This is a genomic window from Mucilaginibacter flavidus (genome assembly GCF_024055575.1).
In the GTDB taxonomy this organism is placed as follows: Bacteria; Bacteroidota; Bacteroidia; order Sphingobacteriales; family Sphingobacteriaceae; genus Mucilaginibacter; species Mucilaginibacter flavidus.
In genome coordinates this window covers 223,067-235,927 of the sequence record NZ_JAMXOE010000008.1, presented here as the reverse complement: position 1 = coordinate 235,927, position 12,861 = coordinate 223,067, and the positions used below count along the sequence as shown (strand labels likewise).

Genomic DNA, 12,861 nt, shown 5'->3' with positions numbered 1-12,861 from the left:
CTTTTAAATAACTACTTTTAACACAACGCTTTTACAGCTCTCGCTGAACCCGTTCGCCAGGGAATTGCCTGGTCAGTTTGCCACGGAATGGAGTGGTCAGTTTCCCCGGAATAGTCAATAAAATGGTTAAGAATTAACCGTACATGATTATGAATAATTTCGTGAGTGTAATTTATTATATGCCATTTCAGTGAATGGGCCTCAACAAGGACTTGAATAGCTGCGGTTGCGCTAAACTCATACTCTCTAAATCCCAGTCGTCCACTAAAAAATGATAAACGATTATAAAAGTTCTCCGGAAGTTTTTTTGTTGTATCAGAAGAATAGTCGATAACTTGAATCTTTACAGGGTCGCTTTTCCATATTGCAGGGTCAAAGTAACCAGGGTTAATTATTACTTTAGTAAATTCTGGCGGACAAATTGCGGTTGTATATTCTGTAGATAGTAAATTTTCAAAAGGTAACTGCCAAAGCGATGTTTCCATTTGAATCAAAATTTCTTGCAGTGCAGATATTGCGGTGCCTACTCCAAGTAATGAGTGTCGTCTAATGATTCCAATGTGATCAAATATTGGAAAAGTACCGGCATAGGCTTGAGAGTAAATGTAGGACATAGACGAGTTAAACTGAATAATTCGTCCGTGACGGTCGTTTATTAATTCATCCACTAACTCTTTAGAAGTTCCGGAAGTTACGATTTCATAAATATCTCCTGTTCTATCTGGATTCAGATGCTGTACTAAAGAAATGCTCGGTTTGAAATTTTTATCTCCAAATAAAACGCCTAAATCGTTAACCAAGTCATTACATGCATCTACAGTGTTTAAATGCCCTTTATAGTAATGAGGTGTGAACTTTTTGGAAGCGGTAAGAAATTTATTTACTGAGATTATATATTCTGATACAGCGAATTTTAAATAAAAAGGTAGCGACTTAGAAATTTTAAGATCACAATTATGTACGCCACCGTGATTGTGTAATATCGTGAAAAATGGCGAAGTCCTAGGTTTGACACGTCCTCCATTAATTTCCCATCTTTCATAAGCAGTTAAATTGTTAACAGCTTTTAGATGTTCTATAATTTTATTAGAAACGTCGGTAGAGTTATTTTCTATGATAACAAGATTCGATAACCCTAAAGAAAACCACAGCTGTCCGCTATTTTTTGCATAAGGAATAATAGCTTGAAAAGAAGGAAAAACAGATGGAACCATCAAAAACGTTATGATAGTACCGTCAGCTAACGTCGGTATATTTTGAGGCGCGTCTTCAGAAACTGAACACAACGGGCTACAGATAAATAAATTATCAAACTTAATTTCTGAAGGGTCGGTTTTTACAAAACTTATCCGCGCACTTTCGTAATTTGGATAAGCATCATTTTCACCTTCGACTACTAAAAAAAAACTGTGGGTTGGATTCACCTTATGGTGCGGCTATTTTAAAATCATTAGTTTCAGAATCAAATGATACCTTTCCTAGCACGTCGCCACTTGTTGGGATTAAAGAATATTTAGGAACTAAAGGAGTATCCATTCTTTTTTCCGCAGTTAATCCATGAGACTCCGAACTCCCTTCATAGTTAGCTTTAGGTTGTCCAGCTCCCCCGAAGAATTCAAATTGCGATTCTAAAATCAAATGTAACTGCTCTTTAGTTGGCATAAAATTTCATAAAAATGGGACTGCAAAGATAGGAACTTTTTAATTATCAAATACTTAATTAATTAAATATTTATAATTAATTTCTTTATAGTACTTTTTCTAGAAAATTTGAGACGGTTTAATTGGTTCATGTGAGTAGGTTTTAATTTTCGAATCTAATATTAAATTCTGAATATTATCTTTTTTCGGAAAAATATTTGCTTTTTAACTATTAGCAGGAACGATTTATCATTTGAAACGGCAATTGGGTTGATTTATAAATATTATCTAAGGATACTACCGTATATTGCCTATGTGTTTTTTCAGCCGTCCCTTTCTCGCGCTAGTATCCGGGCAGGGGCGTACTAGAGCGTCGCTTTTAGGTATCCACGTGCAAAATTGTACCATTCCCGCCCGGTTCGGCATCGGAGCCCCAAGCTGTAACTTTTCGCCAACAACCGCGGCAAAGCCTAAACTACGATATTCACTTGCGGCCACGCGAACGCGCGTGCGATTTTGAATGGTGTTTCACTACGTGCGGCTGCTTCTGATTTTTCTCTCCAGGTAATACACCAGTGTCCAGGTTAACGGGTTCAGGATAACCTTTTCCCCGCAAGGCAGTTATTGGAACATCCACTTGTTTGTCGCCTTTTACGCGCGACGTGACTTTTCCCTTTTTCGCTCTTGCAATTTTAGCGTCGGGTACCTGGTCCCTGGCAGCCGTCAAACTATCTGTTGCTATTGCATTTCCCCTGGCATCTTTGTTCATTTCCAGCAAGGCGCTGTCAAGGCCGGTCTTCTCCTGTTCGCTCAGCTTATCATAGCCCACGCCGGCATTCGCGAGGATCCGTTTGGCAGATTCAATGGTGTTGGTGCCGCGCTCGTAAACATCGCGGTAAATGTGCAGGCAACTGTCGCCGGCGACGATGGTTTCATAACGCAGGTCAATTGGTACGCGTGTTAAAAGCTTTATCGACCTGGTGTCGTTTTTATGTTGTTCAAATCCCTGCAAATCGGTGGCAGACAAAGCTGCACCGCCCAGCCGGGCAAGCGTGGTCGCAAAGTCGAGTACCTGTGAATTGGTGAGGCCCACGCAACCGTGGGAAGCAAAGTCGCCGATTTTGCTCAGCGGTTTGCCGCCATGGATAAGAGAGGGCATGCCAATGGGTATCTTAACACGGCCAAGCGGGTTAAGCTCGTTGCTGGCCAAAACTCTCCTGCCAACATGAAATTTGCCTTTTACCCAGGGCTCGTCCGGCGGTGTCCAGGCCGGGTTAAATATAATGGTATCTGCACGGCGCATACCGGTAGGCAGCGGGAATTCCGGGTAACCAATGCCTACCCGGTAAGTCTTTATCAGTTTTCCGCCCTCGAAAACATCCATCCGGAAAGCAGGCGCGTTCACAACAATACGTGTATCACCGGGTACAGCGTTGGGTTTGGTGGGCGCCAGGCCTTCAACGCCTTTGCTGTAGCTATCGTTCACCAGTTGCAGCAACTGTTGCGCCTTGTCCTTACCGATGATCTTTTCAATTTGCGCTTCGTAAGCCCGGGTAGCCGTGCGGGCAGATGAGGTGTCTGCCGTGCCGTCTTCGTTCAGATCGCGCAGCGAAGTGTGTGCCGCTGCCTTGAGCCGGCCGATCTGCGCGGGCGTTAAGCCTATGGTCGATTTCAACGAGGATGCAAAACCGGGCTCATAAAACAATGCGTCGAGCACCGGGAGGGTAAGGGCAGCCTGCTGCGGAGTGGCGATATCTGTAGTTTTTGTACGAGCTTTTTGCAGTTTTTTTTGAGGCTCCTTTTTTTGCTGGTTGTTACAGCCGGCAAATAAGCCAAGGCAAATAAATGCTGTTATGGTTAGCGCATGCAGCGAATATTTTTTCATTAATTTGGGGATCATGCCTGTTCAACACCGGACCTGGCGAAATTGTTTAACTACGATTGGCGATTGTGCCCCGTAAGTTTTGGAAGCAGGGGGCGCTATATTCATAAACACACCCCTGCTGTCGCAAGCGATTTTTCCGCTACCGCAAGGCTCAAGCCTTCCTTAACAAACGCCTAATTGATAGGGGATTCCCAATCATTCAGTTGTTTTGCCATCAAATTTTTCGTCAATAGTTTCAGCTTCATTTTTGGTTCTGCGTATGATACCATCTTCATGATTAGGGGGTGAATAGATTGTATATAGCTTTAAGTCTTCTTTGTCTGATGTATTTATAACATTATGTTTTGCGCCGGCAGGAACTGTAACCGCATCCCCAGCCTTAACCTCATATTCATTGCCATCAATAATGCATTTACCCGTTCCGCTTTCAAAACGAAAGAATTGATCATTTTTTTCATGAGTTTCCATGCCAATTTCTTCTTTTGGCAAAAGGCTCATTAATACGATCTGGCTATATTTGGCAGTATACAAAACTTTGCGAAAATTGCTGTTTTCCAAAGTTTCCTTTTCTATATTACTTTTAAATCCGTGCATAATATTAATTTAAGTTATTATTTATCGTTAAACGCTTTTACACTTTTAATTACTTGCTCAGGCATCTTTTTGGGGGCCAGGATAAAATCTGCGTACCCTGAGTCGATCACACCTTCCGGCATACTTTCCTCTTTCGCACTTGAAGGTTCTTGTGCTATTATTACCCCGCCGTTTTTCGAAATGGCTACTATACCTTTCGTTCCATCTTTTCCCAGGCCGGACAAAATAATAGCGATGATATTAAAGCTGTGATTGTCGGCCAACGAATTGAAAAAGATGTCAATAGCCCGGTTCACTTTAATGTCCAGGTCCCTTGGCTTCAATACAAGCCTTTCGCCTTCTATCGTCATTATTTTATTCTCCGGCATCACGTAAACTTTATCCGGCATAATTTGCGTATCTTCTTCCACCTCACATACCTCAATAGCGGCATGTTTCTGTATCATAGACGTTAGAAGGCTTTTTATATGCGGATAGAGGTGGGTCGTTATCACATAGGATACACCATCAGGCAGTGTATTGTCAAAAAAATCAAAAAGCGCGTCAGTGCCACCGGCGGAAGCACCTAATGCAATAAGCGTTTTCTTTTTCATAGGCATTTAAATAAATACAGTTACACAAAGAGGTTACTTGACTCTTCTTAAAAATCGTCACCCTCAATGGTAACCGGATCAAATAATTCATTTATCTGGTCCCAAAAAATTCCATTAGTGATTTGCTTATCACACACTTTGTTTAATAAAACCAAAGTTATAACAACGCAGCAACGGAAAAGTGAGGAACATCATTGCTTTTTTTGCTTTTCGTCATTTCTGCCGGTGCGCCCTTATTTAACTTTGACCGATGTTTAAATTTTAATGAAATAAAAACTGAATAATCTGCACCATAGTGAAAACTTCAGCTTAAAGAAGCATCCTTTGAAAAAACCATGAAAACAGCAAGCAATTTAGGTATCTGGATGGATCATCAAACCGCCCATTTAATGGAGTTTACCACAGATCCTATTCAAACAACCACCATCGACTCCAAATTTACACACGAGGAAAAGGAACAAACACTCGGGCGAAGCGAAAACCTGATGCATAATAAAGAGCAGCATGAACAGGCGGATTATTACCGGGAACTGGGTGAGCATATCAGGGGTTACGATCATGTGCTGCTCTTTGGCCCCACTGATGCCAAAGTGGAGTTACTGAACAGTTTAAGAAAGGACCATCGTTTTGCAGATATCGTGATTGAAGTAGAGCAGGCCGATAAAATGACCCCCAATCAACAGCACGCGTATGTTAAGGCCTATTTTTCAAAAAGACTGGCACTCATTTAAAAGATAAGTTATTCATGCACATGAAAAAGGTTTCTTGTTGTAGGCGATGATTTTGATACGACTAAATTTTTGGATTTTCTTATGCGTGATTTGGGATATGAATTTATCCCCTCTCCCGCGTATGCAGCGACAGGTCACAGAGTTGAAGTACTAGTGCGCCGCGTTTAGGAATCACCGTGCAAAGTCGTACCCAGCTGTCCGAAATTTGCAAACTTCGGACGAGTATGCCGGTAGTCTGTGACTCCAATACTAAAACCCGAAGTTTTCGCGCCGGTAGATGAGGCGAACACCCGAAGCAGGTATTACTGGTAAAAACAGCAAGATGAGTATGGATATTATGAATTGATTATCTTAGCGTATATGAAGTATGATTTACCAGGAAATCAAGCAGAGGTATTGCCCAATATTCTTAATTTGACATCGAAGGAAGAGGTTGGATTATCTGAGTTTGAAGGTTTTTTAAGGACGGAAATTATTCTTTCAGAGCAGCTAACAAGCAGAACCAAATTTAATTCAAACTACATTCTTAAAATACACAGGCTTTCCCTGCAACATCTATACAGTTTTGCCGGAAAACTGCGCGATGTAAATTTTACGATTTATGTTAAGGCAATACAAAAATCGGCCGAAAAGGATTATCGGCTGATGATAAAATTCATCGGTTCTATTTTTCCAGGCTAAGGGATACTTTCTTTAAAGATGCAACGGCATCTGAATCGGAAATATTTATGCCTTCAATTTTGAATGAAGCAACCATCGACTTGAGAATTTTTTCTCTCAACAAAGCCGTGTCTTTAACAACGCTTTTTGATTTCTTGTTCATAATAACAAAAATACAGAAATTTTAAACAAATACCATCCCGAAGTCGCGTTGTATCGATTTATCCTCACATAGGCATTTTTCCTTTCCCAACTTATCACTCCCCAACATACCGCCAGATCCCGGCCCTCACATCCAAAATCCAGGGCTTCGGTTCCGGCAGCCACAGTTTACCGTCGCCAATTTCTACAGGTATCCACAAGTAGCGCGAATCCCACAATTTAGCCGGGTCCCATTTATCGCCCATAAAAATTACGGTGGTATCTTTTTTACCGGTTACTTTAATAAACATGGTTGATTGTGCCCCGTAAGTTTTGGCAGCAGGGGGCGCTATATCCGTAAACGCACTCCATGGCCCCGCCAGCGACGGCGCCGTAGCCACCTTATTCGGGTTTGGCGACCACCCGGTTAGCGCGGAACCCACCGCATAGTATAAGCCCTTATAATGTACTATGGCCCCGCCCTCCAAAGGCAGGTGTATAAACGAAACCTCTTTCTCCACATTCAAAAAATCGGCAGAAAGTTTGGCAATATAAAAACCACCCGAGGGCCGGCACTCAAACACCAGGTAAGCGCTGCCATCATCGTCGATAAACTGCCCAATATCGCGGCTCTCTTTTTCCAGCGGCCTGAACGAACGTACAAACTTAAACGGACCCGTCGCCTTATTGCTTACGGCAACTCCCACCCGGGCGTAATCATAGGCCCATTTATTATGCGATATCCCTTTAATGCCCCCGTCGAGGTGCATATACATCACAAACTTTTTGGTTGTGGCATTGTAAAAAACCTTGGGCCTTTCCAGCACCCACCGGCCGGTGAGCATGGAGTCGGGTTTGGCCAGCGCGATGGCATCGCCGTTAAACTTCCAGTTCATTAAGTCGGTTGATGAATAGCAGCTTACATAGCGGTAATTGGTATCCAACCCCTCCCGGCGTTCTTCGCCATACCAATACCAGGTATTTTTCAGCTTTATAATGCCACCACCGTGCGCCTGTATATGATGACCATCGTTATCGGGCCAAATTTCGCCGGGCCTTATCGCCTGTTGCTTTTGGGCTATAACGGGTAACACACACACCAGGGTAAGTAATAGGCAAAATATTCTTTTCATCTTCTTTTAGTTTGAGGGATGGAGATACGTTAACAAACCGTACCCCACAAAGATAGGGGCAGGGGGCATTACTTTATGTACTGTCTTTGTGACAATTAATAAAATAATTTACAGGTTGTTTCAACGCAATTTGTTTTGGCAGGGCCTTTCCGGTTGCAAATTACTCTTCTGCAGTCTGCACTTTTTTCTTCCGGGTGGTCAGTCTCCTGGCTAACTTGTTTTGTTTTTTTTCTTCGTCTCCTAAAATAATGCCCCAGGGGTGCAGGCTTTCCACCCGATCGAAAATGATCTTGAGCACCGCAATAACCGGGATGGAGAGGAACATGCCGGAAACGCCCCAGAACATTTCGCCGATGACCACCCCAAGGATAGTAACCAGGGCGTTGATCCGGACCTTGGAGCCCACCACCAGCGGCAGCACAATATTACTGTCGACCAGGTGTGTAATCACAAAGGCTATCAACACATAAATTACCACCGTGCTGTCCTGCGAAGTGCCCAGTGTTACGGTGGCGCTTAATACCATCGAGGAAAAAATACCGAAATAGGGTATGAGGTTAAAAATGCCGGTAATCAGTCCCAGTAAAATAGCGTATTTAACGCCCAATATAGAAAGCGTAACACTCACCGCTATAGCTACTATAGCCATTTCTATCAACAGGCCGGTAATGTATTTACGGATGATCATCTGTACCTGCTCTATAATCTCATGTACCTTTGCCTTATTTTCTTCCAGGAACACCGACTCCAGGAATTTCATGATGAGTTTGCGGTAGAGCAGGAAGAAAAAAGTATAGATAAATGTAAATACCAGGAATAAGATCATAGACGAAAGCGAAAGCAACGTGGTACCCACTGCGGCTGCGTCGGGTGCGGTTACTTTGCTGGTGGCGGTATTAACCACGTTCAGCTGTTTGCGGCGGGTGATATGAAAATGCTCGGACACCCAGCCCCTGAAATTATACATAGACCGGCTGATCTGCGCCTGGAAAGCCGGCCAGTCCCTTAACAAGTCTGCTATCTGCGAACCAATGACATAAATGATGAGCCCCACTATGGATAAAAATAATACCACGGCGATCATCGAAGCGGCGCTTCGGGGCAAGCGCATTTTTAGCTCAAAAAACCTGGCCAGCGGCAATAATAATATGGAGAACAAACAGGAAAATAACAAAGGCGACAGGATTTCCTTCCCCAGGATGACCAGGCAACCGATGGCAAAAAGGCTAAAGAGCACACAAGCCAGTTTGATATAAAACGGTAGTTGGGTAAAAGTTTTCAGGTCCATATAAATAATGTTGATGATGTATTACGCTTTGGTAATGAAATTGTTTGCCCGAATTTATAAAGCCGAACTTAGTTTGCCGTCGCAGAAATTTTCGCCAATAAACAAAGCGGGCTTAACCACTAGTAAATCTACCTGTTCTGCTCGCTCAGCCAGTGAAACTGCCTTTCAGCCAGCTGGAAATGCCGTTTTGTTCGTTTAAGCTCCACGTAACAGGCTGTCCCTGCCACGCAATCCTGCCAGCGTAATTGTGCTGCTATCCGGTGTTGTGTATTTAAACTCAATCATATAATTTTTGGCGTCAAATTTCTTTTTGAAGCCAAGCATATGTTTGGCGCTGTCTAATCCATATAAAAAATATCCCCGGTTATACCGCTGTCTGAAAAGCGTATCGTTTGATTTTACACTGCCTAGCCCGTCCTCAAATATCAGGTCCTGCCAGCGTAGTGTGTCAAGCGGCGAGAACGGTATGTCCTGGTTGTTCAGCCGATACCTGGTAACGGCGTACACGCCGTTTTTTACGGGTTGCTTAGCGACGGTATTTGATGTTGATTGGCTATAGCTTTGGTAAAAAGGCATTACTGCCGCCACTATAATAATCAGGCATTTTAAAACCACCCGGGTTACGCGCATCCACTTTTTTGTGTACCTGAAGTGGTATATGGCGCCGACAGGTGCGGGTTTGTTTAGTATAAAAAAATCAATGAGTCGCCCGCTTTCATTCGCCAATAAAAACAGGCAGGTAAATACCATCTGCATCGAAAATATTTTTACCGGAATATCGTAGCACAGGTTCAGCATCATTACATTCAGGAACACGCCGGTGGCCATCAACACACCCAGCGAAGTGGTGCGGCGATTAAGCAGCAATAGCGCGGCTATAAACTCCATCAATCCTGAAAAAAATTGGTATGGCTGCGAGTATCCTATAAAAAACCACGAAAACCGCATAGGTAACAGGTCGCCAAGCGGTGTGGCCAACTGGTGCAGGTTCGGGAAAATCATCTGCTGGCCAAACAGCTTAATGATGCCATAAGTAAACGCCACCAGCACCACGTAGTAGCGGGTAAACAGGCAAAGCCAATAGTTTAGATGGGTGTAATTACTCCGCTTTCTGTCAAATACCGACCAGATGATAGCCCCCAGAACTGCCAAAGCCAAATAAGTCCATAACCGGGCCCACCCCATGGACGTATCGCCGCTGCCATTTTCGGGCACCAACACCGGCCGCACATGGAAAAACAGCGCATTGGCCCCGGTTGTCAGCCAGTCAGTAAGTTTGCCATAGTACTGGGTTACAGTACTTACGAAAGGGATACTGTCGAACCAGTTGACAGGTGAAATTTCTAAAGCGAGGTAGATAAAAAAGAACCGGAAGATTATTTTTCTCCAAAGCGGCCAGCGCGTGTTTTCGGCAGTTTGCATAAATTGTAAAAGGTTTTATAGATAAATTAAATCTCACCCAAAATAGAAATTTATTTTAATAATAGTGTATTCGCTGTTAATGAGCTTTTTAGCAAAAAAAAAAGCCCCGCAAATCGCAATTTCCAGGCTTTAAAGATAATTTGATAGGGAAATCAACTGAGTCGGAGTTATTTGCAGGGCCTTCGCCGGGCTGTACCCTTTAACCAGGTGTTTTACAAGGTTCTACACAATGCCATTAATTGCCAATTTTAAAGTTCTTTTACATACATCGCTTTCACGTCGACAACCGTATATCGCAGCTTGCCGTGGCAAAGCTGGAGGCCTATATTACCATCCAAAAAGCCAGCATCATGAACAATGTCTATAGTTTTAACGCCATTTAGCCATGCCTGTATATAGTGGCCTTTTGCGACGATGTAATAGTGGTTCCATTCATTGGCTTTTACCAGTTTGGCAGCCAGTGAATCGGGGTATTTTTGAACCATTTCTGCACGGTGCTCTTCCCAAAGCGAGCCCCAGTAACCCTTTCCCATGTCTACCTGGTAGCCGGGTACAATATCGAAACTGGCCGGGTGTACCCGGATACAAACACCGGAGTTTGCTTCTTCGTTACCCGTCATTTTAATCAGCACGTTCAGTTCAAAATCCTTGTAGATTTTTTTGGTATAGCCATAGTGATGCTGGTCCTGCGCCTTAGTTTCGCCATGCAGCACGCCATTGGTCAACTGCCAGTATTGAGCTTCGGCATTCCAGAGCGTGGTGTCCAGTAAATTTACCCACCCCTTGCCCGCAGGTTTATCGTTATAGAACTTACCCGCAGCGTGCATGGTTATTTTTAAAGTGGTATCCTTTTGGGCAGACGCCGTAGAGCAAATGGCGGTGATAAAAAGGCTTATTGCACACAACTTTACAACGGCAGTTTTGATTGATTTATACATCGTTAAGGTTGAATTGGTTTACGATTTATGTTATATGTGTAAAATTACCCTTTTCAGTTGTTTTCCATCTCCATTTTTATCTTAAATCTCCTCTTAATTATCTTAAACCTTGTTTTTTGCTTTTTTGAGGGGCGACTAGTTAAATCCAGCTTTTCATGCAATTTGTCTATAGCTGCCCGATAGTCATCGAGTATGCCATTTAAAATTTTATTTGGAAAAGCATCCTTTATCGAGTAGTCTTTCCGGAGTTGTTTATCATTTACAAAATGTGCCGTATCAAGATAGTCATTTTCCCCATTGTGAGTGACACGGATTGTTACATTACAAGTGCCATCCGTTTTTTATGATGCTTGAAGATTTTAATGCCTACAGTGTCCATAATCAATGGTTTAAGGCGCAAGTCGTTGTAACGTATTTGTAACGTAGATGCGCTGAATTCAACAAAAAATTATGTAAAACCAGGCCCGGATCGAACTATCCGTCAAGCAATGCTAAAGTCTAAAAATTGCCTTTAAGCATAAAAAAAGGCCTTTTCTTTATGGAAAATACCTTTTGAATGTTGTGTCCCCGAATCTTGTATATCAATCAGTTGATTATCAATGTAATAAATGCGTTTCTTCTATTCTGGTACTCAGATTGGTATTCTGCTCGTTTGATATCTAAATATAGCGAATTCCGTAGTTTAAGTAAAATTATATATAAATTATTTTGGTATAAAATGGGGTCTTGGTACTTAGGAGGTAGGGATTTGAATCTTATCCGTTATTTATTTGATAATCAGAAACTTGTGTCAATTTTCTTTCACTAGTCTACAAATCACGCAATGAGATTAATAGCTCTACTTGTTAGATTAAAATATAAGCATAATTCCGTCAAAAAGGAACGTGACAGTACGTTAGCTGGGTATTTCGGCATGATTGACCATGGTATTCGGTGCGCATTAGATCAATGTTGTGATCAGGGTACAGTTTTGGCAAAGCTACTTTCCTGTTCTCCAGGAACCTGGAAACAGCCGGTGTTAACCAGCTAGTGAACTATTATGGTAATAACGGATTGCTGGATGCCGATGTCTGGAAGGTCAGCCACCATGCCGCGGTTATAATGGTACCAGTGCAGCCTTACTAGCTGCAATTACTCCCGGTACGCCGTTATCCTTTGTGGTCAATGGAATTACGGTATCGGGCCGCCGGTGCAGACTTTTTCTACGAACGCATACGGCCATCCGAGGATTGTGACGCTTGATGCGCTGCAACAAAGCATCCCAGGGTCAAGTCCGCTGCCGATTACCGTGAAAGCTGCCAGTGCGCAATATACCTTTAGCGATTACCAGGTGACTAAAAATATTTATGCGACGGCATGGGATGGGGATGTCATCAACAAAGCAACAAGTGCCGGGATGTATACTGTATTTACGAACAGTCAATAACCGGCTTTAGCAACTGCATTCATTTTGCCTTACCCGCTATCCAGGATTCGAATTCTGCCGGGCCGCCTTCTTTGCCGCAGCCGAAGCATTTAAACAGGTTCTTTTCGGGTGAGACCATGAAGGAATCGGATTGGTCGGGGTGAAAAGGGCAGGTGCCTTTCAGGGCTTTACGGCCTTGTTGAAGCTTAACGTGTTTGGATATGATGGCGACGAGATCTGACATTATATGGCAAACATAGTTAATGCATACATATGGTGAATGATTGTTGAAAATTACCTTAATGTTAATTAAGACAGACCGGCTGCTAAACGCGGCTTTACATTTACCTTTGACAATAGTTATCGCCTGAATCAATTATGCGTTTTTTAGGATATGCCTTTATTGTAGTATTGCTGTTTGGCATTCAGG

The 12,861-nt window shown here is 42.9% G+C and carries 14 protein-coding genes; 3 read left to right on the top strand and 11 right to left on the bottom strand.

Going from position 1 to position 12,861, the window contains the following annotated elements; translation table 11 throughout:
• Positions 1-17: 17 nt before the first annotated feature.
• The 5 genes from NAF19_RS14640 to NAF19_RS14620 form a co-directional block, all read right to left on the bottom strand.
• Positions 18-1,424 carry a hypothetical protein gene (locus tag NAF19_RS14640; RefSeq protein ID WP_252790808.1) on the bottom strand — a complete coding sequence of 469 codons (1,407 nt, stop codon included), beginning with the start codon at positions 1,422-1,424 and terminating at the stop codon, positions 18-20.
• A gap of 1 nt (position 1,425) precedes the next feature.
• Complete coding sequence (locus NAF19_RS14635) at positions 1,426-1,662, bottom strand: hypothetical protein (protein ID WP_252790807.1); 237 nt, start codon at positions 1,660-1,662, stop codon at positions 1,426-1,428.
• A 463-nt stretch (positions 1,663-2,125) separates the two neighbouring features.
• The gene (locus NAF19_RS14630; protein ID WP_252790806.1) at positions 2,126-3,526 is read right to left on the bottom strand and encodes a L,D-transpeptidase; all 1,401 of its coding nucleotides are present in this window, start codon (positions 3,524-3,526) and stop codon (positions 2,126-2,128) included.
• 195 nt (positions 3,527-3,721) lie between these two features.
• Positions 3,722-4,120, bottom strand: coding sequence for a cupin domain-containing protein (locus NAF19_RS14625; protein ID WP_252790805.1), 399 nt, complete (start codon positions 4,118-4,120; stop codon positions 3,722-3,724).
• Between the two features lie 17 nt (positions 4,121-4,137).
• On the bottom strand, positions 4,138-4,713 hold the full coding sequence (locus tag NAF19_RS14620) for a chemotaxis protein CheB (RefSeq protein ID WP_252790804.1): 576 nt from the start codon (positions 4,711-4,713) through the stop codon (positions 4,138-4,140).
• 335 nt (positions 4,714-5,048) lie between these two features.
• Between NAF19_RS14620 and NAF19_RS14615 the strand changes: the two genes are divergently transcribed.
• Both NAF19_RS14615 and NAF19_RS14610 read left to right on the top strand, forming a co-directional pair.
• On the top strand, positions 5,049-5,444 hold the full coding sequence (locus tag NAF19_RS14615; RefSeq protein ID WP_252790803.1) for a hypothetical protein: 396 nt from the start codon (positions 5,049-5,051) through the stop codon (positions 5,442-5,444).
• A gap of 360 nt (positions 5,445-5,804) precedes the next feature.
• Positions 5,805-6,125: a hypothetical protein gene (locus NAF19_RS14610; RefSeq protein WP_252790802.1), complete on the top strand. Its 321-nt coding sequence runs from the start codon at positions 5,805-5,807 to the stop codon at positions 6,123-6,125.
• Here NAF19_RS14610 and NAF19_RS14605 read toward each other — a convergent pair.
• From NAF19_RS14605 to NAF19_RS14585, 5 genes are all read right to left on the bottom strand, one after another.
• Positions 6,109-6,267 (bottom strand): hypothetical protein, encoded by a 159-nt coding sequence (locus NAF19_RS14605; RefSeq protein ID WP_252790801.1) that lies wholly within the window; start codon positions 6,265-6,267, stop codon positions 6,109-6,111. The genes NAF19_RS14610 and NAF19_RS14605 overlap by 17 nt on opposite strands.
• Positions 6,268-6,361: 94 nt before the next feature.
• Complete coding sequence (locus tag NAF19_RS14600) at positions 6,362-7,378, bottom strand: family 43 glycosylhydrolase (protein ID WP_252790800.1); 1,017 nt, start codon at positions 7,376-7,378, stop codon at positions 6,362-6,364.
• 160 nt (positions 7,379-7,538) lie between these two features.
• On the bottom strand, positions 7,539-8,666 hold the full coding sequence (locus NAF19_RS14595) for an AI-2E family transporter (RefSeq protein WP_252790799.1): 1,128 nt from the start codon (positions 8,664-8,666) through the stop codon (positions 7,539-7,541).
• 195 nt (positions 8,667-8,861) lie between these two features.
• Positions 8,862-10,088, bottom strand: coding sequence for a hypothetical protein (locus NAF19_RS14590; RefSeq protein ID WP_252790798.1), 1,227 nt, complete (start codon positions 10,086-10,088; stop codon positions 8,862-8,864).
• 248 nt (positions 10,089-10,336) lie between these two features.
• Entirely contained in the window at positions 10,337-11,026 is a 690-nt protein-coding gene (locus NAF19_RS14585; protein WP_252790797.1) for a 3-keto-disaccharide hydrolase, read from the bottom strand.
• A gap of 1,288 nt (positions 11,027-12,314) precedes the next feature.
• On the opposite strand from NAF19_RS14585, the gene NAF19_RS14580 reads away from it, so the two are divergent.
• Complete coding sequence (locus NAF19_RS14580; protein WP_252790796.1) at positions 12,315-12,452, top strand: hypothetical protein; 138 nt, start codon at positions 12,315-12,317, stop codon at positions 12,450-12,452.
• Between the two features lie 19 nt (positions 12,453-12,471).
• Here NAF19_RS14580 and NAF19_RS14575 read toward each other — a convergent pair whose 3' ends face one another.
• Positions 12,472-12,675, bottom strand: a complete 204-nt coding sequence (locus NAF19_RS14575) for a CHC2 zinc finger domain-containing protein (protein WP_252790795.1) — start codon at positions 12,673-12,675, stop codon at positions 12,472-12,474.
• Positions 12,676-12,861: the final 186 nt, after the last annotated feature.

What these genes read in the sequence shown, in the direction of transcription:
- NAF19_RS14615 (WP_252790803.1), top strand. Translation starts at nt 5,049, where the DNA reads ATGAAAACAGCAAGCAATTTAGGTATCTGGATGGATCATCAAACCGCC.
- NAF19_RS14610 (WP_252790802.1), top strand. Translation starts at nt 5,805, where the DNA reads ATGAAGTATGATTTACCAGGAAATCAAGCAGAGGTATTGCCCAATATT.
- NAF19_RS14635 (WP_252790807.1), bottom strand. Translation starts at nt 1,662, where the DNA reads ATGCCAACTAAAGAGCAGTTACATTTGATTTTAGAATCGCAATTTGAA.
- NAF19_RS14575 (WP_252790795.1), bottom strand. Translation starts at nt 12,675, where the DNA reads ATGTCAGATCTCGTCGCCATCATATCCAAACACGTTAAGCTTCAACAA.
- NAF19_RS14590 (WP_252790798.1), bottom strand. Translation starts at nt 10,088, where the DNA reads ATGCAAACTGCCGAAAACACGCGCTGGCCGCTTTGGAGAAAAATAATC.
- NAF19_RS14625 (WP_252790805.1), bottom strand. Translation starts at nt 4,120, where the DNA reads ATGCACGGATTTAAAAGTAATATAGAAAAGGAAACTTTGGAAAACAGC.
- NAF19_RS14600 (WP_252790800.1), bottom strand. Translation starts at nt 7,378, where the DNA reads ATGAAAAGAATATTTTGCCTATTACTTACCCTGGTGTGTGTGTTACCC.
- NAF19_RS14585 (WP_252790797.1), bottom strand. Translation starts at nt 11,026, where the DNA reads ATGTATAAATCAATCAAAACTGCCGTTGTAAAGTTGTGTGCAATAAGC.
- NAF19_RS14630 (WP_252790806.1), bottom strand. Translation starts at nt 3,526, where the DNA reads ATGAAAAAATATTCGCTGCATGCGCTAACCATAACAGCATTTATTTGC.
- NAF19_RS14605 (WP_252790801.1), bottom strand. Translation starts at nt 6,267, where the DNA reads ATGAACAAGAAATCAAAAAGCGTTGTTAAAGACACGGCTTTGTTGAGA.
- NAF19_RS14595 (WP_252790799.1), bottom strand. Translation starts at nt 8,666, where the DNA reads ATGGACCTGAAAACTTTTACCCAACTACCGTTTTATATCAAACTGGCT.
- NAF19_RS14620 (WP_252790804.1), bottom strand. Translation starts at nt 4,713, where the DNA reads ATGAAAAAGAAAACGCTTATTGCATTAGGTGCTTCCGCCGGTGGCACT.